This is a genomic window from Actinomadura sp. SCN-SB (assembly GCF_043906805.1).
In the GTDB taxonomy this organism is placed as follows: Bacteria; Actinomycetota; Actinomycetes; order Streptosporangiales; family Streptosporangiaceae; genus Spirillospora.
In genome coordinates this window covers 1-22,190 of record NZ_JBIMPP010000039.1, presented here as the reverse complement: position 1 = coordinate 22,190, position 22,190 = coordinate 1, and the positions used below count along the sequence as shown (strand labels likewise).

22 protein-coding genes and 1 pseudogene are annotated in these 22,190 nt (G+C 70.0%); 13 read left to right on the top strand and 10 right to left on the bottom strand.

What is annotated here, in order from left to right; translation table 11 throughout:
- The first annotated feature begins 44 nt into the window (after positions 1-44).
- On the top strand, positions 45-1,325 hold the full coding sequence (locus tag ACGWYJ_RS23680; protein WP_395108484.1) for a hypothetical protein: 1,281 nt from the start codon (positions 45-47) through the stop codon (positions 1,323-1,325).
- Positions 1,326-1,337: 12 nt separating this feature from the next.
- Here ACGWYJ_RS23680 and ligA read toward each other — a convergent pair whose 3' ends face one another.
- Positions 1,338-3,431: an NAD-dependent DNA ligase LigA gene (gene ligA / locus ACGWYJ_RS23675; protein WP_395108483.1), complete on the bottom strand. Its 2,094-nt coding sequence runs from the start codon at positions 3,429-3,431 to the stop codon at positions 1,338-1,340.
- A 114-nt stretch (positions 3,432-3,545) separates the two neighbouring features.
- Between ligA and ACGWYJ_RS23670 the strand changes: the two genes are divergently transcribed.
- Positions 3,546-5,138 (top strand): serine/threonine-protein kinase, encoded by a 1,593-nt coding sequence (locus ACGWYJ_RS23670; protein ID WP_395108482.1) that lies wholly within the window; start codon positions 3,546-3,548, stop codon positions 5,136-5,138.
- Here ACGWYJ_RS23670 and ACGWYJ_RS23665 read toward each other — a convergent pair.
- The 4 genes from ACGWYJ_RS23665 to ssb form a co-directional block, all read right to left on the bottom strand.
- Positions 5,135-6,082, bottom strand: a complete 948-nt coding sequence (locus ACGWYJ_RS23665; RefSeq protein WP_395108481.1) for an ATP-binding cassette domain-containing protein — start codon at positions 6,080-6,082, stop codon at positions 5,135-5,137. The two genes, ACGWYJ_RS23670 and ACGWYJ_RS23665, sit on opposite strands and share 4 nt — an antisense overlap.
- A gap of 70 nt (positions 6,083-6,152) precedes the next feature.
- Positions 6,153-6,332 carry a hypothetical protein gene (locus tag ACGWYJ_RS23660; protein WP_395108480.1) on the bottom strand — a complete coding sequence of 60 codons (180 nt, stop codon included), beginning with the start codon at positions 6,330-6,332 and terminating at the stop codon, positions 6,153-6,155.
- Positions 6,325-6,672 (bottom strand): hypothetical protein, encoded by a 348-nt coding sequence (locus tag ACGWYJ_RS23655; RefSeq protein WP_395108478.1) that lies wholly within the window; start codon positions 6,670-6,672, stop codon positions 6,325-6,327. Before ACGWYJ_RS23655 ends, ACGWYJ_RS23660 begins: the two co-directional genes overlap by 8 nt.
- Before the next feature lie 50 nt (positions 6,673-6,722).
- The gene (gene ssb, locus ACGWYJ_RS23650) at positions 6,723-7,205 is read right to left on the bottom strand and encodes a single-stranded DNA-binding protein (RefSeq protein ID WP_395108549.1); all 483 of its coding nucleotides are present in this window, start codon (positions 7,203-7,205) and stop codon (positions 6,723-6,725) included.
- Positions 7,206-7,358: 153 nt separating this feature from the next.
- On the opposite strand from ssb, the gene ACGWYJ_RS23645 reads away from it, so the two are divergent.
- The 5 genes from ACGWYJ_RS23645 to ACGWYJ_RS23625 all read left to right on the top strand — a co-directional run bounded on the left by ACGWYJ_RS23645 (position 7,359) and on the right by ACGWYJ_RS23625 (position 11,733).
- Positions 7,359-8,444, top strand: a complete 1,086-nt coding sequence (locus ACGWYJ_RS23645) for a tyrosine-type recombinase/integrase (RefSeq protein WP_395108477.1) — start codon at positions 7,359-7,361, stop codon at positions 8,442-8,444.
- Positions 8,445-8,448: 4 nt separating this feature from the next.
- Positions 8,449-8,772, top strand: a complete 324-nt coding sequence (locus ACGWYJ_RS23640) for a helix-turn-helix domain-containing protein (RefSeq protein WP_395108475.1) — start codon at positions 8,449-8,451, stop codon at positions 8,770-8,772.
- A 501-nt stretch (positions 8,773-9,273) separates the two neighbouring features.
- Positions 9,274-9,984 carry a hypothetical protein gene (locus ACGWYJ_RS23635; protein ID WP_395108474.1) on the top strand — a complete coding sequence of 237 codons (711 nt, stop codon included), beginning with the start codon at positions 9,274-9,276 and terminating at the stop codon, positions 9,982-9,984.
- 184 nt (positions 9,985-10,168) lie between these two features.
- Positions 10,169-11,149, top strand: coding sequence for an IS30 family transposase (locus ACGWYJ_RS23630; protein WP_395108472.1), 981 nt, complete (start codon positions 10,169-10,171; stop codon positions 11,147-11,149).
- 119 nt (positions 11,150-11,268) lie between these two features.
- Complete coding sequence (locus tag ACGWYJ_RS23625) at positions 11,269-11,733, top strand: hypothetical protein (RefSeq protein WP_395108470.1); 465 nt, start codon at positions 11,269-11,271, stop codon at positions 11,731-11,733.
- 20 nt (positions 11,734-11,753) lie between these two features.
- Here the strand turns inward: ACGWYJ_RS23625 and ACGWYJ_RS23620 are convergent, their stop codons facing one another.
- Complete coding sequence (locus ACGWYJ_RS23620) at positions 11,754-11,894, bottom strand: hypothetical protein (protein ID WP_395108469.1); 141 nt, start codon at positions 11,892-11,894, stop codon at positions 11,754-11,756.
- Positions 11,895-12,341: 447 nt separating this feature from the next.
- Between ACGWYJ_RS23620 and ACGWYJ_RS23615 the strand changes: the two genes are divergently transcribed.
- Positions 12,342-12,992 carry a hypothetical protein gene (locus ACGWYJ_RS23615; RefSeq protein WP_395108468.1) on the top strand — a complete coding sequence of 217 codons (651 nt, stop codon included), beginning with the start codon at positions 12,342-12,344 and terminating at the stop codon, positions 12,990-12,992.
- Positions 12,993-13,939: 947 nt separating this feature from the next.
- On the opposite strand, the gene ACGWYJ_RS23610 is transcribed toward ACGWYJ_RS23615, so the two are convergent.
- Positions 13,940-15,223, bottom strand: a complete 1,284-nt coding sequence (locus tag ACGWYJ_RS23610; RefSeq protein WP_395108467.1) for a cytochrome P450 — start codon at positions 15,221-15,223, stop codon at positions 13,940-13,942.
- A gap of 87 nt (positions 15,224-15,310) precedes the next feature.
- Complete coding sequence (locus tag ACGWYJ_RS23605) at positions 15,311-17,032, bottom strand: SAM-dependent methyltransferase (RefSeq protein ID WP_395108465.1); 1,722 nt, start codon at positions 17,030-17,032, stop codon at positions 15,311-15,313.
- A 569-nt stretch (positions 17,033-17,601) separates the two neighbouring features.
- On the opposite strand from ACGWYJ_RS23605, the gene ACGWYJ_RS23600 reads away from it, so the two are divergent.
- The 4 genes and pseudogenes from ACGWYJ_RS23600 (at position 17,602) to ACGWYJ_RS23585 (ending at position 20,677) form a co-directional block, all read left to right on the top strand.
- On the top strand, positions 17,602-18,441 hold the full coding sequence (locus ACGWYJ_RS23600) for an SAM-dependent methyltransferase (RefSeq protein ID WP_395108463.1): 840 nt from the start codon (positions 17,602-17,604) through the stop codon (positions 18,439-18,441).
- The gene (locus ACGWYJ_RS23595) at positions 18,438-19,355 is read left to right on the top strand and encodes an SAM-dependent methyltransferase (RefSeq protein WP_395108462.1); all 918 of its coding nucleotides are present in this window, start codon (positions 18,438-18,440) and stop codon (positions 19,353-19,355) included. Before ACGWYJ_RS23600 ends, ACGWYJ_RS23595 begins: the two co-directional genes overlap by 4 nt.
- Positions 19,356-19,440: 85 nt before the next feature.
- Positions 19,441-19,587 (top strand): annotated as a pseudogene (locus ACGWYJ_RS23590) (ATP-binding protein); the annotation flags it as partial.
- Between the two features lie 295 nt (positions 19,588-19,882).
- Positions 19,883-20,677, top strand: coding sequence for an RNA ligase family protein (locus tag ACGWYJ_RS23585; protein WP_395108461.1), 795 nt, complete (start codon positions 19,883-19,885; stop codon positions 20,675-20,677).
- A 419-nt stretch (positions 20,678-21,096) separates the two neighbouring features.
- Here ACGWYJ_RS23585 and ACGWYJ_RS23580 read toward each other — a convergent pair whose 3' ends face one another.
- Positions 21,097-21,243 (bottom strand): nucleotidyltransferase domain-containing protein, encoded by a 147-nt coding sequence (locus ACGWYJ_RS23580; RefSeq protein WP_395108459.1) that lies wholly within the window; start codon positions 21,241-21,243, stop codon positions 21,097-21,099.
- On the opposite strand from ACGWYJ_RS23580, the gene ACGWYJ_RS23575 reads away from it, so the two are divergent.
- On the top strand, positions 21,206-21,343 hold the full coding sequence (locus ACGWYJ_RS23575; RefSeq protein WP_395108552.1) for a hypothetical protein: 138 nt from the start codon (positions 21,206-21,208) through the stop codon (positions 21,341-21,343). The two genes, ACGWYJ_RS23580 and ACGWYJ_RS23575, sit on opposite strands and share 38 nt — an antisense overlap.
- 138 nt (positions 21,344-21,481) lie before the next feature.
- On the opposite strand, the gene ACGWYJ_RS23570 is transcribed toward ACGWYJ_RS23575, so the two are convergent.
- The gene (locus ACGWYJ_RS23570; RefSeq protein WP_395108458.1) at positions 21,482-22,120 is read right to left on the bottom strand and encodes an MOSC domain-containing protein; all 639 of its coding nucleotides are present in this window, start codon (positions 22,118-22,120) and stop codon (positions 21,482-21,484) included.
- Positions 22,121-22,190: the final 70 nt, after the last annotated feature.

The window sequence follows — 22,190 nt, the reverse complement described above, 5'->3', positions numbered from 1 at the left end:
TTCCACGCATTGCCATGGGTATGGCACAGCCGGGGGTGAGTGCAGTGGAACCAGGACACAGGCTCATCGGCCGCTACCGGCTGGACCGCCGGCTGGACGGCGGTGAGCCCGGTGAGGTCTGGCGCGCGTGGGACGAGTCCCTGCACCGCCCGGTCGCCGTGCGCCTGCCGTGCCCCGAGCGGGCGGACGGCGCCGGCCCGGACGCCCATGCGGGCGCCGGGTCGCGGGGCCTGCCGCGCGAGCGGCTGGTGCGGGCCGTGCGGGTCACCCATCCCGCGTTCGTGACGATCTACGACTGCGACCCGGCCGGGGAGTTGGACGGCGGCCCGGTCGCCTTCGTGGTGACCGCGCTGCCGAACGGGGAGAGCCTGGCCGCGCGGCTGGAGCGCGGCCCGCTGCCGGTGGCCGAGGCGCTGGACTGCTGTGCCCAGGTCGCCGCGGCCCTGGAGGCGGCGCACGGGGCCGGGATGGCGCACGGCGCGCTGCGCACCGACAAGATCTTCCTCACCCTGGACGGCGTGCGGATCGTCGATCTGGGCGTCGGTCCCGAGGGGGACGACGAGGCGAAGGCCGCGGACATGGCCGCCTTCGGGTCGATCCTCCTGGCCGCCCTGGGCGCGGAGTCGCCCGGCGATCTGCCCGGGATGCCGGAGGAGATCAGGGACCTCTGCGCGCGGTGCCTCGAAGCCGGCTCCGCCGACCGTCCGACCGCGTCCCAGGCCGCCGAGACCCTGGCCGGGGCGGCGGCAGCGGCCGGTGACGAGCCGGACGCTCCCGGCGACACCCTCGTCCACGAGGCCCCCGGGCCGCCGCCCCTGTCGCCGGTGGCGGAGGACGAGCGGACGCCGGTCCGGGCGCCGGCGGGATCACGGGAGGCCGGTCCCGTCCTCCGGGTGGCGGTGTCGGTGACGGTGCTGGCGGCGGCGCTGGCGGTGATCCTGATGCTGGCCGACCGCGGGACGATGAGCGGCGCCTTCGAGGGCGGGAAGCCCGCGCGCACGCCCTCACCGGCCTCGTCCCCCGCCACGCCCGCGCCCGGCGCGAGGTCCCCGGTGCCCGAGCCCGCGGTGTACGACACGCTGGGCCGGCTGCAGCCGATCGTCGACGGCGGCCGGGCGTCCGGCGCGATCCGCCCGGACGTGGCGGTCGACCTCAACAACGCGATCGTCAACCTGCGCAACGACCTGGCCGCGGGCAGGACCGCCGAGGCGTCGGCCCAGCTCCGGCGGCTGCGCGAGAAGATCGACACCCGGCTGCGCGAGCGCGCCCTGGACGCGCGGGTCGCCGCCCGCATGGACGAGGTGCTGGCGGCCGTCGCGCCCTGACCGGCGTCCCGGCTAGAGGTGGTCGGCGACCCGCTCGGCGAACTCCTCCGGGGTGACGATCTCGATGCCCAGCCCCTCGGCCTTGGCGCGCTTCGACCCCGCCTTCTCCCCCGCCACCACCAGGGACGTCTTCGACGACACCGAGGAGGAGGCGCGTCCCCCGGCCCGTTCGATCAGCTCGTTGACCTGGTTACGGGTCAGCTCGGCCAGCGGCCCCGACATCGAGCCGGTCACCACCACCGACATCCCGGCCAGCGGGCCGCCCTCCGCCCGGCCGCCGTCCTCCTGGCCGTCGTCTTCGGGCGGGGCCGCCGCCGCGGGCCCGGTGGCGCCGGGCTCGGTCATGTTCACCCCGGCCGCGACCAGCTTGTCGATCAGCGGTCCCAGCTCGGCGATCTCGGCCACCAGCACCGGGGCCTTCTCCGGGCCGATCCCCTCCACCTGCTGGAACGCCTCGGCGTCGGCGGCGCGGATGGCGTCCATGGTGGCGAAGTGCCGGGCGATCCGCCGCGACATCGAGCGTCCCGTGCCCCGCACGCCCAGCGCGCAGAACACCCTGCTGAGCGGCCTGGTCTTGGCGATGGCGATGGCGTAGAGCAGGTTGTCGGTGCTGACCTCGCCCATCCGCTCCAGTTCCAGCAGCCGGTCGCGGTCCAGCGTGAACAGGTCGGCGAAGTCGGTGATCATGCCCGCGGCCACGAGCTGGTCGATCCGGTTCTCGCCCAGGCCCTCGATGTCGAGCTGGTCGCGTCCCACCGCGTACCGGACGGAGGCGATGGCGTGGCAGGCGCGGCCCTTGGCGCACCGCCAGCGCTTCTGCGAGTCGTCGATCCCGCCGCCGCAGCGCGGGCAGGCGTCCGGGACGGGGATCTCGGTCTCCTCGCCGGTGCGCAGGTGCGCCACCGGGGCCTCGACCCTGGGGATCACGTCGCCCGCCTTGTAGACGGTGACATGGTCACCGATCTTCAGGTCGCGGCGGGCGATGTCACCGGCGTTGTGCAGGGTGGCGTAGGTGATCGTGGAGCCGTCCACCACCACGGGCTCCAGCACCGCGCGCGGCGCGATGATCCCGGTGCGGCCCACGTTCCACTCCACCCCGACCAGCCGGGTGATCTTCTCCACGGCGGGCAGCTTGTAGGCGACGGCCCAGCGCGGCGCCCGCGAGGAGGTGCCCGCGTCGGCCTGGTCGGCGGCCAGATCCGCCTTGATGACGATCCCGTCGATGCCGAACTCCAGCGTGGCGCGCGCCCCGGCGATCCGCTCGACCTGCTGGTGGACCTCCGCCAGCTCGGTGCACGTCACCCCGGGCACGGGGGTGTCCGCGGTGGTGTGCGCGCCCCACTCCGCGATCAGGCCCATGATCTGGCTGTGCGGCAGCTCGCCCAGCCGCGCGGCCAGTCCGGGGTCGGTGCCCTCCAGCGGCAGCGCCCCGTACGCGAAGAAGGTCATCTCCACCTCGTAGTCGCGGTAGAGGGTGCGCAGGGATCCCGCGGCGGCGCTGCGCGGATTGGCGAACGCGGGGTGGCCCGCGCCGGTGCGGGCGGCGTTGGCGTTCTCGAACTGGGCGCGGGTCATCAGCACCTCGCCCCGCAGCTCCACCGTGACCGGCTCGGCGAGCCGCGCCGGCAGCCCGGTGATCAGGCTGATCCCGTGCGAGACGTCCTCGCCGGCGGCGCCGTCGCCCCGGGTGACCAGCCGGACCAGGCGGCCGTCGCGGTAGCGGGCGGAGATCGCCAGCCCGTCCAGCTTGGGCTCCACGCACCACACCGCGACCGGCCGGCCGATCCGGCGCTCCAGGCCGGCCGCCCAGTTCTCCAGGCCCTCGGCGGAGAAGACGTTGTCCAGGCTCAGCATCGGGACCGCGTGCGGCACGTCCCCGATCACCGCTCCCCCGGCGACCTTGCCGGTCGGGGAGTCGGGCAGGACGTGCCCGGGGTTCGCGGCCTCGTAGGCGGCGATGCCCCTGACCAGGCGGTCGTAGGCGTCGTCGTCCAGCGGGGAGTCGCCCTCGCCGTAGTAGGCGGCCGCCGCCTCCACGGCGGTCCGCACGGCCTCGGCGTAGGCCGCCTGATCGGCGATCTGGGTACGGGCTGGCGTCTCGGTCATGCACTAATGATCCCCTGTGCCACCGACAAAACGGACAGACCGGCGTCCGGGACCCGGGGCCGGAAAGTCATCAACCGGTCACCTCGCGTGCCCGGAGTGCCGTAGATTGCCCTCATGATCACTCCGCGGCCGCTGCGGGCGAACGACCCGGGCGAGGTGGGCGGCTTCCGGATCGAGGGCCGGATCGGCGAGGGCGGCCAGGGCGTGGTGTACCGGGGCGCCGGGCCGTCCGGCGAGCCGGTGGCGGTGAAGATCCTGCACCGCCCGGCGGACGAGGATCCCAAGGGCCTGCGGCTGTTCCGGCGCGAGCTGCGGGCGGTGCGGCGGGTGGCGCCGTTCTGCACCGCGCGGATCCTCGCGGCCGACCCGGCGGCCGACCCGCCGTACGTGGTGAGCGAGTACATCGACGGGCCGTCGCTGCGGGACGCGGTGCGCCGCGGCGGCCCGCTGGACGGCCCGGAGCTGGAGCGGCTGGCGATCGGGACGGCGACGGCGCTGGCGGCGATCCACGAGGCCGGGGTCGTGCACCGTGACCTCAAGCCCGGGAACGTGCTGCTGGCGCCGGACGGCCCGCGCGTCATCGACTTCGGGATCGCGCGCCCGCCGGACGCCACGGTCGCCACGGCCACCGGCGCCCTGGGCACGCCCGGGTACATGGCCCCCGAGCAGCTCGGCGGCGCCCCCGCAGGGCCCTGGATGGACCTGTTCGCGTGGGGCTGCACGATCGCGTACGCGGCCAACGGCAGGCCGCCGTTCGGCAAGGGCCCGCTGCCCGCCGTGGTCAAGCGCACGCTGCACGACGAGCCCGACCTCGGCGCGCTCACCGGCACGCTGCGCGAGCTGGTCGCGTCGTGCCTGGACAAGGACCACACCGCTCGCCCGACGGCCCGACGGCTCCTGCGGTCGCTGCTCGGCGAGGACGACCGGACGCCCGCGCCCGACCTCCTGCGGGCGGGGTCGCTGGCCGCCGGGGACGCCGCGTGGGACGGCGTGGTCCGGGCCGGGGCCGCCGGGCCGTCCAGGACGCGCCTGGTCGTCGGCGCGTCAGCGGCGGCGGCGGTGCTGACCGTGGCGGCGGTGGCCGTGGTCTGGTGGCCGCCGGGCGGGTCCCGGGAGGCCGAGCGCCCCCGCGCGTCCGCGTCGGCCGCCGCCGGACGGAGCGCCGTACCGTCCTCCACGCCGTCCACCACACCTCCGACGTCCCCGGACGCGACCGGGCGGGCGATGCGGTCCTCCCCCGCGCTCGGCCTCGAGATCTGGCAGGACGGCAAGCGCGGGTCCTTCCGCTACGCCGACGCCAAGAAGTCGCGGATCGAGTCGGCGCTGCGGCGGGGCCCGTTCGAGGTGCGCGTCGCGGGCACGCCCGGCATCACCCGGATCTGCTTCGGCCTGGACGACTCCATCTTCACGTTCGAGAACGGCGCCAAGGCCCGCCGCTGCCGCGACGGCGGGCCCGGCATCGATCCGGGCTCGGGTCCCGGTAGCGGCGGCTTCGGCCTGGCGCGTCCCCAGGGCAGCGTCTCGGTCGGGTACCGGATCCTGCCCGCGGCGGGGGGCCGTGAACGGGTGGAGCTGAACGCGACGCTGAGCCCCGGCTCGGGTGAGGACGGGGGCGGCTTCACCATGACCGTGTTCACCGACAAGGACGGTGACGGCCGCTACGACAAGGGCGAGTACGAGTACGTCTCCCTCCTCGCGCCGTCCTAGCCCGTGGCCATGTCCCGCTCCTCCTCTTCCTGAGCCTTCGCGGGGAGCTCGTCCTTGTAGTGGCGCAGGAACAGCTCCTCCAGCGTCGGGGGCCGGCTGGTCAGGCTGCGCACTCCCGTCTCGCTGAGCCGCCGCAGCACCGCGTCCAGCTTGCTGGTGTCGACCTCGCAGCGCACCCGGTTGCCGTCCACCACGAGGTCGTGCACGCCGGGCAGGGACGACAGCCCGTTGGGCGGGGCGGCCAGCTCGGCGTCGATGGACGTGCGGGTCAGGTGGCGCAGCTCGTCCAGCGTCCCGGACTCGACCGCGACCCCGTTGCGGATGATGGTCACCCGGTCGCACAGCGCCTCGACCTCGGAGAGGATGTGGCTGGACAGCAGGACGGTGCGCCCGCTCTGCCGCTCCTCCCTGATGCACTCCTGGAAGACCTCCTCCATGAGCGGGTCGAGCCCGGAGGTGGGCTCGTCGAGGATCAGCAGCTCGGCGTCGGACGCCAGCGCGGCGACCAGGCCGACCTTCTGCCGGTTGCCCTTGGAGTAGGCGCGGCCCTTCTTCTTCGGGTCGAGCTCGAAGCGTTCGAGCAGGTCGGCGCGGCGGCGCGGGTTCAGCCCGCCGCGCATGCGGCCGAGCAGGTCGATGACCTCTCCGCCGGAGAGGTTCGGCCACAGCGTGACGTCGCCGGGGACGTAGGCGAGCCGCCGGTGCAGCTCGGTGGCGTCCCGCCAGGGGTCGCCGCCGAGCAGCGTGGCGGTGCCCGCGTCGGCGCGCAGCAGGCCCAGCAGGACGCGGATCGTGGTGGACTTGCCCGCGCCGTTCGGGCCGAGGAAGCCGTGCACCTCGCCGGTGCGGACGGTCAGGTCGAGGCCGTCGAGCGCGCGGGTCCGGCCGAAGGTCTTGACCAGCCCGGTGGCGGAGATGGGGATGTCAGCGGTCGTTGAGGCCATGGTGACGACACCTTGGATCGGGGGGTTGTGTGGTCCGGCGGCACGCGACCGCCACCGCCGGCCCCCCGGATCAGTGCTCGGGAGCCCGGCGGCCCTGCCGCGTGCCATGAAGCGTGCTGAGGCGAGCGGTGAGGCGGGTCGTCCGGGTCATCGCGGGCGGGTCGGAGTCCGCCTTGCGCGCCGCCGCGTAGGAGGTCGAGATGCGGCCCGCGATGCGGGTGCGCCCTCCGCGCCCGGCCGCGCTAGGCATGGCCGCCACCGTCCCGGGCGGGACGCCCTTCGAGTTCGTCGAACGCCTCCATCGCGTGCTCGACCAGTTCGGGGCTGAGGATGTCGTCGACGAACACCTCGACGAGGGCCCTGGCCAGCCGCGGGTAGCCCTCCGGGGAGAGGACGTCGACGCCCAGCACCCGGGACAGGTGCTCGTGCAGGGCGATGACGCCGAAGCTCATCGAGGCCATCGCGACCGCGTACGCGTGCAGGTCCGTGGTGGCGGGCTTGAGGATCCCGGGAGGCGGCGACTCCATCATCTCCCTGGTCATCGCCACCGCGTCGTCGAACAGCCGGGCCGCGCCGGGCGACCCCTCCACCAGGGCGCGCGGCTCACGGCGCGGTGTTGCGACCAGGGGCGGCGGGTGGGTCAGAACGGCGGATCCGGCGAGAACCCGTTCCCGGCGTCCTGGCCGGTCGGGGCGCCGCCGTGCTGCCAGGGGTCACCGTCCGGCCCGCGGCCATGGCCGAACCCGCCGCTGTTGTCGTTGGGGGTGTCGGCGCGGTGCGGGGCGTGCTGGCGGGTGGCCTTGACGACCTTGGCGGTGGCGTAGCGCAGGGACGGACCGACCTCGTCCACGTCGATCTCGTACGAGGTGCGCTTGTTGCCCTCGCGGTTCTCGTAGTCGCGCTGGCGCAGGCGGCCGGTGACGATGACGCGGGTGCCGCGGGTCAGGGTCTCGGTGACGTGCTCGGCCAGGTTCCGCCATGCCGAGCAGCGCAGGAACAGCGTGTCGCCGTCCTTCCACTCGCCGGACTGCCGGTCGAACATCCTCGGGGTGGAGGCCACGGTGAACGCGGTGACGGCCACGCCGGTTGTCTCAACTGCCGCGGGTTGCTGTTGGAGGAACAGCCGCTGTCCAGGTAGGCGAGCAGGCCAGCTTGGGTTCGTGAGGCGTCTGGCTGATTTCGACGTTCCATCGAGATTCCCGACAGGTCGCTGGTATCTATGAGTGGCTGTCGGGATCGGTGAGCCGGTGGAGGCTCTTGATGGAACGAGGCGTTCGTGGCGCTGGCGGTGGTGCGGTCGTTGGGGACCGCGCAGCAGCTTCGGTCTGCTCAGGAACTGGAGGACTTCGAGCAGGAGTTGGTCGATCAGTTCGCGTTGGCTTCGGCAGGAGCGGGAATCACCGACCGGCACATCACCGAAGAACGGTCGGTGATCTTCCAGTTCTTGCGGTTCTCCGGCCGTCCGGTCTGGGAGGCGACGCCGGAGGTTGCGGACCGGTTCCTGACCCAACAGCGCAGAGAACTGGGATTGGCCCGCTCGACGGTGGTGCGCAAAGCGCAGACCCTCGCCCAGTTCTACGACTTTCTGATCTTCCGCTATCAAGGTGATGTTCACGCGCTCACCGGTCATGTGCTGGTGCAGCCGATCGATGAGTACAACCGGCCGGTTGACCCCAGCGCTCAGATCATCCGGGTGCCGCCGCGCGAGGATGAGATCGATCGGCTGTTCACGGCTTGGCGCGAAGCGCTGCCCCAGGCCCGTAAGTTCCTGCCAGCGGCGCGGGACTACATGGCCGCTTCGCTGTGGCGCCGGGTCGGGCTGCGGATCGGCGAGACGGTGCGTTTGGACATCCGGGACTGGCGGCCGGACCTGGGCGAGTATGGCAAGCTGCATGTCCGATTCGGCAAGGGCAGCCGCGGCAAGGGTCCCAAGACCCGGCTGGCCCCGGCGATCGAGTCTGTCGACGCGCTCATGCAGTGGTGGCTGGCCGACATCCGGCACCAGTTCGGCGACGACTGGGACGATCCGGATGCGCCGATGCTCCCCAGCGAGCGACGGGACCGGATGACCGGTCGCTGCCTGCGGGCCGGCGACGACGCGCTGCGCTCGGGTCTCAAGGTGGTCGTCGGTCAGTACCTCCCGGCCTGGCGGGGACGGCTCACGCCGCATGTGCTGAGACATTTCTGTGCCTCCTCTCTTTATTCACGGGGAATGGATTTGAAAGCGATCCAGGAGTTGCTCGGCCATTCATGGCTGTCGACCACAACCCGTTACATCCATGTTCACGACAACCACATCGAGAACGCATGGGCGCAGGCCAACGACCGGGTGGCGGCCCGGTTGGCCACAGACGGAAGGTGAACCGATGCGCTGGAACCTGCGGATGAAAGCAGCCGAGCAAGGCATCTGGAAATCGACCGAGATGCGGCGGCGGCTGGCTGATGCCGGACTGGAGATCAGCGCCGGGAAAATGTCGGCGCTGTGGACCGGGACCCCGACCACGATCCGGTTGGACGACCTGGACGTGATCTGCTTCGTGCTGGAGTGCGCGCCCACCGACCTGCTCATCTGCGAACCGGACCAGGTCAAGACCCGCAAGCCGCGCAAGAGCGAGGAGTCTGCCACCGGCACGGGTGGTGCATCGATCACACCGCGGCTGGGGCGCAACCGGACGCTGCCGCCAGCGTGACCACTTCTGCGTGCAGTGCCGCACCAGGCCGGTCGCCACCCCTCGGCATGACCACTGCTACGACTGCCTGCCCGGTGATCCCCGTATCCCTCCTCCATGCCGCAAGTACGGCTCGGAGCGCGACTTCTACTCCGCCGGTTTGTGTCGACGCTGTCACCGGTTCGCCCCGCAGGTCGTGGACTCTTGCCTGGACTGTCTGGGCTGGGGAGCAACTCGACACACCAGCTTCAGGTGCGAGGCCTGCCGAAGCTGGCGCCGGCGCGTCTCCAAGGGAGAGGACCAGTGCGTCATCTGCCGGGATCGGCGCGAGCTCAACGGCGAGGGCCTGTGCCGGCTGTGTCGTCGTCAGACGGTCATGCTCCGCACGACCCGCCGCGGTGTCACCGCGGCCGAGGCCAACCAGCACGGCCAGCAGCTGTTCATCGTCGGCACCTTCCGCCAAAGGCGACCCCGGCCGGCGCCGCGCATGGCCCGCATCAGCTGGGCTTCGCGCTGCCGGCATTGGAGGCGTGGGCGGCGGCCGGTCACACTTCGCTGCGGGAGATCTCCCGAGCCGACGTCCTGGCCGTCCTGCCCGGCGAGGGCACCCCGCGCGCGACCATCGGGCAGGGGCTGCGCTCGATCTTCACCGTCCTCAAGGGCCGCAAGGTCATCTTCACCAACCCGATATCCCACGTCCGCACTGGCAGGGCCGAGGAGCGGCAACCGCTGCCCTTGGACGAGGCCACGGAGCTTCTTCGGCTGCGTCAGGCCCTGGACTCCACCGAGCCAGCGCGGGCGGCGATGGCCGCATTGGTCGCCTTCCACGGCCTGCGCAACCAGCAGCTGCGCGAACTCCTGCTTGCCGACGCCGATGGCGTCAGGCTCCGCATCGGTGACCGGACCGTCCTGCTGGCCGACCCGGTGCGGCAGCGGCTGACCCGCTGGCTGGACCACCGGGCCGCCCGTTGGCCGGCGACCCTGAACGCGCACCTGTTCGTCAACGCCTACACCGCCGTGCGCATCGGCAAGGTCAGCCACTTCTACGTCATCGAGACGGTCGGGATGCCACCTCACCGCATACGCGAAGACCGCATCCTCGATGAAGCCCACGCCACCGGCGGCGACGTCCGACGGCTCTGCGATCTGTTCGGCCTGTCCATCAAAGGCGCCGAACGCTACACCTCCACCCTTGAGACCCCTGACCTCGTCCAACTCAAAACGACACCGTGAGCCACTGGACGCTACGGTTGGTCGGTGATCAATGCACAGGGCCTTCAACTGGGGGTGGAAGCCGCACGCCTCCTGGCCCAGCTCGGTCCTGCCCTCAACCGGTCGTAGCAATTGATCTTGCGGTGGTGTAGTCCTGCTCGGCGGGTTGATCGCCGGGGGAGTTGCCGTGGGGGCGGTGCGTCAAATGCTGACATTGCAGGACCGGGAGGAGATTTCCCGGGGAATCGCCGAGGGACTGGAGGGTAAGGCCATCGCGGAACGGATCGGACGCTGCCCAAGCATCGTGTCTCGCGAGATCGCCCGGCACGGCGGGCGGGACCGATACCGGGCCGCGCGGGCCGACCGGACGGCGCAGCGGGCGCGGCAGCGGGCCAAGACACGCAAGATCGACGGCGACGCCTACCTGCGGCTGGTGGTGGTCGAACTGCTCAAGCAGGGCTGGTCGCCGCAGCAGGTGGCCGGGCGGTTGCCGCTGGACCACCCCGGCGACCAGCATGTACGCGTGTCCCACGAGGCGATCTACGGCTGGATCTACGCACTGCCCAAGGGTGAACTGGCCCGCCAGTGCCTGACGTTGCGCTCAGGCCGCATCCGCCGCAAGCCGGCGTACGGTCGCGCCCCCAGGGCGCCGCGGATCCGCGGGATCCGGTGGATCGAGGAGCGGCCCGCCGACGCCATCGACCGGCAGGTTCCCGGGCACTGGGAGGGGGACCTGGTTGTTGGCAAGGACGGCAAGACCGCGGTGGCCACGCTGGTGGAGCGGGTGTCGCGGTTCGTGGTGCTGGTGCCGCTGGCCGGGCGGGACGCCACCACCGTGTCCGAGGCCGTCATCGACCAGGTCCGCGGGCTGCCGGACGTGGTGCGCCGGTCGCTGACCTGGGACTGCGGGCCGGAGATGGCCGAACATGCCGCGATCACCCTCAAGGCCCGCCTGCCGGTGTACTTCGCCCATCCGCACTCGCCGTGGGAGCGCGGCACCAACGAGAACACCAACCGCTGGCTGCGGGAGTATTTCCCCAAAGGCACCACGATCACAGGCGACCCGGACTATCTGCAGGCCGTCGCCGACGAGCTCAACAACCGGCCCCGCGCTATCTTCGGGTTCAAGAAGCCCAAAGAAGTGTTCGCCGAGCTACTGACCAGCGGAGTTGCTTCCACCGATTGAGGGCAGGGGTTGCTGTGAGATCGAGCCCGGGTTAAAAGGACGAGTTCGCGCGCATCGAGCACGAGCACGGCTTCGAGTTCGCCGACGATCACCGCGGCTTCCTGGCAACCGGACTGCCGGTGAGACAGCCGTGGGAAGAGGGTCAGACATGGGAACATCCCTGGCCGGACTGGCGCCATGGCGACCCGGAAAGACTGCGGGAACACCTCAACTGGCCGGTCGACTGCCTGCTGGCGGACGTCCAGCGCGGGCACTGGCGGCGCGAATGGGGTGAGCGGCCAACAGATCCCGAGGAGGCCGTGGAGTCCGCTCGGCAGAAGCTGGCCCAAGCGCCCACAATGGTCCCGGTCTATGCGCACCGCTTCCTGCCTGCAGGACACGGAGCATTCGGCCATCCCGTGCTGTCGATGCGCGGCTGGGACACCATCTACTACGGCACCGACCTGCTCGACTACATCCGCCAGGAGTTCGAGTTCGAGACACCACGGCTGGAACAGGCCGTCGACTGGACCCCACAAGCCACGGTTCCGTTTTGGCGCGACTACCTTGCCGACACAGGGCCCTCTCCCGCCTCCGGTTCGTGAACCCACGCGGGTGGAGACCCTCATGAGCAGCACCCCACCCGCGGGTTCAAACGGACACAGGCTTCAGCAATCGCGAACTCACGGGGGACTCCGGTGAAGCGCAGGTCGGGGTCGGCGGTCAGGTTGCCGACCACGGTGATCGGGGTGTCTCCCACGGACATGACTGATCTCCTTCGGACCAAAACGGGGATGGGCAGGGTCAGGCGGCGGCCACGTCGGGGCCGGCGCTCAGGGATCGGGTGATGGCCTGCTCCAGGCAGGTCTTGTGCACTGGGCGGCCGGACGGGTCGCGCAGGTGCGTGGTCCGGCCGCATTCGGTGCAGGGGTCGGGGCGGCGGCCGTTCCGGGACGGGCCGCACTGCGGGCACCGGTCGGGGTGCCGGGGCCGCTGACCGGGAGGGCGACGGGCAGCACAGCGCGCAACCCTTGCGTTGGAAGGTGACGGGCCGGGTCTAGCTAGTTCAACAGGACCCGGCCTCGATCTCGTTGCGGCAGGAAGAGTGAACGCCTGCTGGCCGCAGCGGTGTCGGATAGGTTCGGCAGCGGTACCGCGCGGATTTTGAGCGACGCGCGCAGGGTGTCCCGGGGGGAGTAGTAGGAGGTTTCTCGTGATCCCACGCATCGATTTCCAGGTCGATCCGTCGTTCCCCGACGGTGTGCCTATGGGACTGCCGCCGGAGGATGAGATCAGCGAGGAGGGCTACGGGTTCTTTCGTGGCGTGTGGGACATCAGCGGCGCCAGCCACGATGACGCCCTCGCCGTGATCGCGGAGGAGCGGCACTTGGCCAACCTGGTGGACCAGGTGACCGCGACGGCGGAAGAGTTCGAAGCCGTCGCCACCGCGATTGAGGACGGGGCGCCCGGTGCTCTGCCGTCCGGTTTCGCGGCCAGGTACGGTGACGGCGAGATCCTGGAAATCGTCGGGGACGGTGACAGGGACGAGGGCGTCCTGGACGGTTTGGAGATCGGAGTGGCGGGGCTGTCCTACGCGCTCTCGTCTGTCGGCTGCTTTCCTGCGGCGAGCTGCCGAAGCCATTCATCGGACGACACGTGGTCAGAGCGACCGGTCGTCTTCTTTGCGGCAGAACGCCCAACCGTCCACTGGCTTACGCCGATGGTCCGTGACAGCGGCTGCGGTTTCGGCGACGGAAGCGGTCACGGCGAACTGTTGCTCGTGGAAGCGCCGTCCATCAGCAATTTCATGGACCTGGCGAACCGGATCGTCACGACCGCCGAACGCCAGTCCTTTAACCGCTGACCAGCGCTGCCAGCACCGCGGCGGCACAGGGCGCGGGATTTTAGGTCGCGTCGGTCCGCTCGATCGGACTGTGATTAATCATGCGACAGACCTCCGGTTTGCGGTGCGGGGCATGGTCGGTGTGTTTTCGGTGGGTGCCGTGGCTGCTTCGGCGCACGTCTTGTGGCAGGGGCGCCCGTCGTCGTCGCGGAGGAAGGCGCCCCGGCCGCAGTGCGCGCACGGCAGGCGGGTGCCGCCGCCCCAGTGCCGTCTGTCGCGCCAGTTCAGCGAGCCGGGGGCAGTCACGCGGCGCCTCTTCCGCCGACCGGTTGGGCGGTGAGGCGGTCCAACAGCAGGGCAAGCGCAGCCGTTCCCTGTTGGGGGACGGCACCGTTGCCCAAGGCACGGAGTTGGGCGTTGCGTGCGGTGGCCGGGGTGAACCTGGCGCCTCGTTTTCGGGCGGTCTCGGCGTAAGCGCTCCAGATGGCCGGGTCGGTGACATGGCCTGGTGGCAAGCTGGGTGTTCCACTGATCGATCAGCGCATTGAGTTCCTCCAGCGACGCGACTTTCGGGACGGGGACCAGGTGGTTGCGGCGGAACCGGCCGACCTCGCCTCTCATGCCCGCCGGCCAGGCACTCTGAAGGCGTGCACGTGCCCTTCAATGCCTTCTGCCCGCAGGAGCGGAAGATGCGGTGCACCGCCTTGCCCGAATACGACATCCGGAGCACGAGCAGGTGGCACTTGGTCGCCTTCCCGGCCAACTCCACGAACACATCACCGAAGTCCACCTCGGCCTCGGCGCCCGGCCGATGCGTCTAGGGGATCGGCACTTCCGCCAGCTCCCGTCCAGCGGCGAATCTCTGGACGGCGGGTCCGCGACATAGTTGCAGCTTGAACGGATTCAGCCGGGACTTCCGTGAACGATCGGGCATTGCGGTGTTACGTCGCCTCGACCCGTGATTAGGTTCATCGGGTCACGGGCGGCGTCCACGCGACCGGGTACCGGGCTGGGCGGCGGATCACCGACAAGTCGAACCGCCAGTCGAGCTCGCCGACCGGGACGGCAAGCCTGAGCCCCGGCAGGCGGCTGGTAAGAACCTCGAAGGCGACCTGCAGCTCCACGCGTCCCAAATGCGCGCCGATGCACATGTGCGGGCCGGACCCGAACGCCAGATGCGGGTTCGGGTTGCGGGCCAGATCGACTCGCTCAGGGTCATCGAAAGCCTTGGGGTCGCGTCCAGCCGAGTCCGGGGAGGGAATGACGATCTCGTGTTCGCGGACCAGGACGCCGCCGAGTTCGACGTCACGTGTGGCTCGGCGCGGCTGAGTCGCTCCCAACACGCTGTTGGGTACGGACCGCAGCACTTCTTCGACCGCTGTGGGGATCAGCTCGGGTTCGGCGCACAACCGCGAGTACAGGGTGTGGCCGTCCTCGTCGGTCGTGGTGAGGAGGCGGTGGACGCCGGACACCAGAGCACCCGCCGTGGTCTCCCACCCGCCGACGACCAGGCTCACCGCCAAGAGTCCGGCCTCCGCCAGGTCGACACCACTGGCGACGGCGTTGGTCGCGATGAGCGACAGGAGGTCTTCGCCCGGATTTTCGGCTCGCGCGGGCAGCAGCCCGGCCGCATACCCGACCATCGCCTCCATCGCGGCCGGGGCCTGGGCCTGGTGCTCGGGGTCGACGGACACGACCGCCTCCGACCAGGCCCGGAACTGTGGGTAGTCGGCGGGAGGGAGGTCGAACTGCCGGGCGATCACGGCCAGCGTGTAACGGGTGGCCCATCCTTCGGCCAGGTCACCGGGTTCCCCGGCGCCGATCATCTCGTCCAGCAGCTCTACGGCCAGGTCCTTGATGGCGGCGCGGGAGCGCGCGACCATCCTGGGTGTGAAGCCGGCGGAGACGAGCCCGCGGACACGGCGGTGGTGTTCGCCGTCCAACGCGATGATGATCGGTGCCGCCTTCAGGAACGGCCGAACACCATCGGCGGCGGCGCGGGAGAAGGTGTCGTCGTCACGGTAGACGCGCAGGGCCTCGGCATGGCCGGTAACCAGCCACGCCTCTGTGTCGGGTTGCCCCGGTGGAAGCATGACTTTCGACACCGGCCCGGCGTCCTGGAGCGCACGGTGCACTTCGGGCAGGTCAAGCGGGTCGGCGGGCGCCTCGAAGGGGAAATGAGGGCAGCCGACGGCACCCGGCCCGGAGCCGGTGGGATGTGAATGAGATGAGGACACCTCGTCGCCTTTCATCGGGACGGGTTCCTCCGCTGCGATCCACAAGATCGCAGCAGCGCGGGCCTCTGTCAACCGCCATGCCGTGCCCGGGCGGCACACCGATCACCGCTTGGTGGCCACTACGCTGTTCTGCCGCCAAGGTCCCGCAGTCTTGGGCGCCCCTGGCTCGGGCCAGAAGTTGAAGCTGTCCGTCACCCCTGGCGGCAGCACTTCGAGCCCATCGGGCACCACCTCGAGGACTTGCTGCGCCGTGCGCATGTGCACCACCCGTTCAGCGTGGTCGTTGCCGAGGAAAACCTCCACCAGGTGCCGCTCGACCTCCGGTGACATCCCCTCGGGCGTCGGAGCGGTCACCGCGAACAGCGAGCCCGGACCGGCCTGCTCCATCAGCACCGAGTACAGGGCGCGAAGGTCGTGGTTCGTCGGGAGGGTGTTGAGTTCGTGCCGGTCGATAAGAACGATCGGGTCGCGTTCACTGACCGGCTTGTGGAGTTGTATCAGGTTGCGGATGGCGGGCTGGGCGAGGATTCGCTGGGGGTGCAGCAACGTCCCGTGAATGAACTCCACACCCTCAACGCTGATGAGCTGCTGTCGGGAGTACTCGACCAGCGCCTGATCGTAGGCCGTGTACACCACCTGGGCGCCGGGATTGGCCAAGTGCGCGGACGTGTGCAGGCTGTACCACGCTGGTGGCAGCGCCCCTAGCTCAACGAAACGGGTGATGCCTCGGGTGATCGTGGCGTGACGGGCCAACCGGTTGCCGAACTCCATGTTCTCCGCCTCCAAGCGGGACAGCTCTCGTTCGAGGGAGAGCACCGTCAAGCAGGCTGCGCGGTCGTGGAAGGTCGTGTATGCGGTGGCCGGATTGGAGTCCAGCAGCGCGACACACATCCGGGCGACGGAGAGGTCGGCCGGGTTCGCGCCGGAATCAGCGACGGCCCTGTCACCGGCGGGCAGCGCAGGCGACTCGGGCTCCAGCAGTGCATGGTCTGCGCGGGCGATCCGCTCGGTCAAATCCCGGATGGCCCGCCCAGGCCGGGTGCCGGGGTGGGCGGCGTTGAGACGGCGCTGGTATCTGTCGAACAAAGCGATCGCTTCGCCGCCGCGTTGCTGGCGGTACAGCGCGGTCATCAGCAATCCGCGTAAATGTTCCCTTTGCCAATACCGCTCGACCAGTTGCCCGAGTTCCACGACGACCTGGTCGTGCTGGCCCAGTTTCAGTTGTACCTCGGCGCGCTTCTCGGTGCCGCGGATTCGCTCGGCGTCAAGGGTGCGGATGAGTTCAGCCATTTCCGGGGTCGTGGGAAGTCCTCGCAGCGCGGTCAGCGGCCAGCGGGACAACGTCCGCTCCCACAGCGGCACCGCGGCGTACGGGTCGGAGTGGGACCGCTGGACGCATATCCTCGCCATGGCCCTGTACGTCCATAGATCGACATAATCGCCGGGCTGCGCCCGGAACTCGTAGGTTCCGGTCCTGCGGTCCCCCACGATGCGGTCACCGAGGACGCTGCGGAGCCGGTGCACAGCCTGGTGCAGGGCGCCACGGTCGTTGCTGGGTTGGGCGTCCCACACAAGCGACAGGAGCCGTTCAGCGGGAATTGGTCCAGTCACGTCCCCTTCGCTCACCAGGGCCAAGAGCACCGCCCTTGGGAGTGGCCCCAGCGAGTGAAGGCTTCCGCCGTCTCTGGCGTATGCGCCGTTGAGTACCGTGATCTGCACCGCACCTCCCGTGACGTTCCAACAGTACCGGCGGTAATGCGACGGTAAGGCGAGTGCGAGGCGGTATCGGATCCTCGGAAATTGAAGGTGACCGGTTACGGTCATCGCGTTCTCCCAGGCAATGGTGTGACCTGTGATGACGCGTAAAAGCCAACTCGACCTGCAATTGCAGTGAGCGGCCTGTAAGTGGCCTGTGAGCGGACGGTGAGAGACGCTTCCGGCCTCGGTTTACGCTCCGTGATGACGCAGCGCGTCAGGAGGCGGTGGGTGGAGACGTCCCTGTTGGCGAATGTTCCTCCGCTGCGCCCCGCCGCAGTCTGTCGCGCGCCGAGGTGACCTTTGGTGCGACTTCGATGTCGACACTGGAATGATCACCCCTCCGGGGCTTGCCCAGAGGGAGACGCGGGAGGTGCACGTGGTAGCGGCAAGCAGGCATTGTCGCGTATCTCGTCGAGATCGGGCCGCACCTCGGACCACGAAACAGCCGGTGGCATTGTTCGCGCAGGCGCCGGGAAGCGCTTGAACGTCCCCGTACCAGACCGCACCACCGCGAACGAACACCACACCCGAACGCGGCCGACGTTCACGCGATCGAGCACGTCACCGGCCACAGCGACGCCTCACTCGGCGTGCCCGTGGCCGGTGCCCACCAACGATCCCCTTGGACATCCTCCATGACCACAGACCATTCCGCCGATGCCCCGCCCGGCCCCGAAGGTGACCGAATCGTCCCTCACGGGATCGATGTCGAGACTCCGCACAAGGCGCGGGTCTATGACTACCTGCTGGGCGGCAAGGACAACTTCGAACCCGACCGGGCCCTGGCCGAACGGCTCCTCCACAAGGAACCGCGGCTACGCGAGGGAGCCAGGGCCAACCGCCGGTTCCTGATGCGCGCCGTCCGGATGATGGCTGAGCGGGGGATCCGTCAGTTCCTGGACTTGGGAGCCGGGCTGCCTACCCGCCCTAACATTCACGAGGTCGTCCAGGAGGTCGCGCCCGAATGCCGGGTGGTGTACGTCGACAACGACCCCATGGTGCTCGTGCACGCCCGTGCCCTGCTGACCGGCAGCCCCGAAGGGAAGACCACCTACGTTGACGCCGATCTGCGCGACCTCGGCGCGATCGTCGAGAAGGCGGCCGAGACGCTGGCCTTCACCGAGCCGATCGGTGTGACGGCGGTCGCCAGCCTGCATTTTTTGACCGACGAGCAGCTCGCGGCCGTGCTGCCGGCACTGCGCGAGCCGCTGGCCCCTGGTAGTGCCTTGGCCATCAGCCACGTTGTGACCGGCCTGGCATCGGTCATGGACGACTACCGTGCCAGCGTCGGCAGCGGCTACCCGCGTACCCCCGAGCACATCGAGGCGCTGTTCGACGGCTGGTCTCTGCTTCCGCCGGGGCTGGTCGAGCCCGACGCATGGCGGCCCGGCCCCGAGATCGCGCAGATCACCGAACGGGCGTCCATGGCCGACATGGTGCTGTGCGGCGTCGCCGTCCTGCAGGAACAGCGATGACCACGGACACTCGCACGGCCCCGCTCCCGCCAGACTTCGACCCGTTCACGCCGTCCTACTCGCGGGTGTGGCCCTACCTGCTGGAACAGAGCAAGGACGCCTACCAGGCGGACCGCGATTTCGCTGGTGCGCTGTGGGAGAACATCCCGGGGATGCTGCGGGTCGCCTGGGGCCGGCAGCTTGGCCGGTGCGCCCTGGCCCACCACCTCGCCCGCTCAGGCATCACACAGATCATCGTGGCCGGCACCGACCTGCCCTGCACCGAGGCGGAGATCCACCAGATCGCCGCGAGCGCCAACCCGGCGGCGCGCATCGTGTACACCGACCACGACGCACTCGCGGTCACCTACGCCCAAGCTCTGTTCGGCGGGCTCTGGAAGTATCCGGCTGTGCAGGTCGCGCCGGGCGATGCCGACGGGCTGCTGGAGGCCGCCGCCGAGCATGTGGATCTGGGTGAGCGGATTGCGGTGCTGTTCGCCACTTCGCTGGACCTGCTTGACGACACCACCGCCGCCAGGATGCTGCGCCGCATCACCGCCCGTGCCGCGGACGGCAGCGCTGTCGGGATCGTGCACCTGGGCGCCCGCGACCGTGCGGCGGCCAGGCTGCTGCCCGCCCTGGCCGCCGAGCATGGTGCCGCCGTCCCGCGTCTGCGCGGCCCCGCCGAGCTCGCGGCGCTGCTTGCGCCCGGCATGCGAGTGGTACGGCCCGGGATCTTCGACGTCATGGCCTGGCTGGACAGCGCCGCCTTCCCGGACCCTCTCGGCCACGCACCCCAGCCGGACGGGTTGAGGGTGTGGTGTGCCCTAGCACGCACACCACGCAGCCCGTTCAAGGGATCGGCGCGACGTGTTCTCAGGCGCCTGACCGGTGGGCACGCCCCGCGCCTGGCCCTGCCGGGCAGTACCCCGTAAGGGGCGTGCTCACCGCGGGCCCGAGGGAAATGACCCCGGTGGTGAGCTTGAGTTCTCAGGTTCGGGCACCGAAGCTACGGGCAGGAGCGGCTGGGCCAAGACCTTCACCGACCCACGCCTATGCGCCGCTATCGTCGACCGGCTCACCTTCGGCGGCACCATCATCGAAACCGGCACCGACTCCTACCGCCTCGCCCAGACCCGCGCCCGAGCCGAACACGCCGCTGGCTGACCACCGGCCACATCAGCAAGCCCTCGCCAAGGCGAGCTTCCCTCGGGAGAAGCCTCTGAACTGGGTGTTTGAAAATAAGTTGATCTCCAGATGGGCGTCGGAGAAGCTGCCCGCCAGAGTGTCTCGGCCGGGCAGCAGGGCGTCCGGGGGCGGAACGGAGGTCAAGCCGTGTGGTATCCAAAAATCCCGCAACGGTTCAACGACGGGCCATTGCCCGGCGGGAACTGGGTAGCCGAGGAGAAGGGGCACGGCGCCCATCTCGCGTTGGTCAGCAATGGCCGGGCGGCGCGGGCTCTTGGACGAGGATCGGCTTGAGGCGTTCTTCGGGGTGACGCGTCTGTGGCCAGTACTGGCGACAGCGGCCCGGGCGGCCGGACAGGACGTGATCTTATATGGGGAACTGGCCGGCGGAGGCTATCCGCACCCGCAGGTAACGCCGGTCGAGGACATCGGCCCAGTACAGACCGGCGTATGGTACAGCCCTGACCTGGTATGGCTGGCGTTCGACGGCGCCGTCGGCACATCGCCAGGACCTCGTTGGATGAGCCGTGCCGAGCCGGCGGAACTGGTGGCCAGTGTCGGCTTGGAGTGCGTGCCGTTGGTGGCGCAAGGCCCTCGGCAAAAGCTGGGAGAGCTGACGGTCGACTTCCCGACGCTGGTGCCCGGCGCGCTGGGTCTTCCCGAACCGCCCGGTAACCGCGCCGAAGGCTACGTCCTCAAGCCCGCCGGATCCTGGGATACGAGCGAACGGGGACCACGGCCGGTCCTGAAGGTCAAGCACCCCGACTTCGCCGAGGATGCCCGCTACACCGGCGCCCGGCCGTTCGTGCCACCGCCCGGCGGAGTGACGGGAGTCCCCGCCTGGCTGCTGGCCACTGCGGTCGAGCGGCTCACCCCGCCACGAGTGGACGCGGCCCGCAGCAAACTCGGCCCAGCCGCCGACACCGCCGAGTTGGTCGCCGAGGTGGTGGCCGACCTGCTCGCCGACCTCGATGACGACCTGGGCGCCCTACCCGAACCCGACCGCCAACGCCTGGCCGCCGCGCTCACGCCTGCAGCCCGCACGCTTGCCACACTTCAAGACCGCTGAACCAGCCCTACTCGACCGACGCACTACCCCACAGCGATGTGAACAAGTTCTTGGGCGGCTTGAGCTCGGCGAACGAGGTCCCCGCAGATCAACCGCTCCCTCGGCAAGGGCGGGACCGCACCGCGGAGCCACCCTTCACCCATGCATCTTTATGACATCGTCACCAGATCTCATCGACATCACCGCCCTGGCTCCCTGGCAGCCATCGCTCAAACCAGCGAACAAACGTTGCTGCTCCTGACGGCCACAACCAGCGGACAGCGGACTCTGGATGCCTTCCCCGGTGGTGGCCTCGGTGCCGGCCCTGCGAAGAGCCAGACGCGTGTAGAGGTACAGCGCCTGGGGTTGCATTCTCCAGTTCAACACGCAAGTTCGTTCATGCCAGGGGTGCGAGCCGAAGCAATGCGGCAGGGCTCGGCTCAGCCAGCGCCAACCCTGCAAGACATCGCCAACATGGGCTGATCCCAGCGCAGCTCTACCACGTCAATGTGACCGTGGTCGCGGACGTGATGACCGACGGCGAGCTCGATGGCGTGTCCGCCGGCGATCCACCACTGGCATGGCATCGCCGAGAACAGCGAAGGAACCCGCGCCGGCGTCGCAGGCTTTCAGCGTCCGCACGGCGCGACGATCGACCTCATCGGCTCACTTTTTCTCTCGATCTGAAGAATGCGTTGTTCGGCCGACGGCTGAGTCGTGTCCGGAGCTTCGAGCTTGCCGAGGCCGGCTGGGTCTGGTTCTCCCCTATTGATCTTGGCCAGGCCCCGGGGTGGTCGAGCATGGCGATGTGGCCTTCGGCGGCGGTCAGCGTCCCTCCACGCGCTTGCGGACGGTTTTCAGGACGTCCCGGGGCAGCGCTTCGGCAACGAGCAGGTCGGGCAGCAGGTCGGCCTCGCGGGTCAGCGCGCGGAAGGTGTGGGCGACGGTCACCTCGTGCTGGGGTCGATGGAGGATCTCCACGGAAACACCGGGATGGATCTCGCCCGCCTCGATCACGCGTAAGTAGGCGCCGGGCCTGACGGCCTCGGTGAACTGCTTGATCCAGCCGGATCGCTCCAACCACCCCTGGAAGGTCGAACATGGAATCCGGGGTCCGGCCACCTCCAGGATCACCGTCGGGCCCACGCGCCACCGCTCGCCGATGAGGGCGCCGTTCACGTCCACGCCGGTCGTCGTGAGGTTCTCCCCGAAGACCCCGCTGGGTAGTGCCATCCCGAGTTCGGCCTCCCACATATCGAGATCCTCGCGTGCATACGCGTACACGGCCTGATCAGGGCCCCCGTGATGCTTGACGTCATAAACCCGGTCCCCGGCGAGCCCCACCGATCCGGTGCCCTTGGCGCCCGGGGCGGTCACCATGACCGTCCCGTCCACGGGACGCTTGTCGATCCCTGTCAGCCGCGTGTCCTTCCAAGGATTGGGACGCGGCACACCGACATTCACCGAAAGAAGTTTCACGACAACAACCTCGCCGGCCGGCGGCCGCTCTCTGCGAGCCCACGCCGGTGGGCCC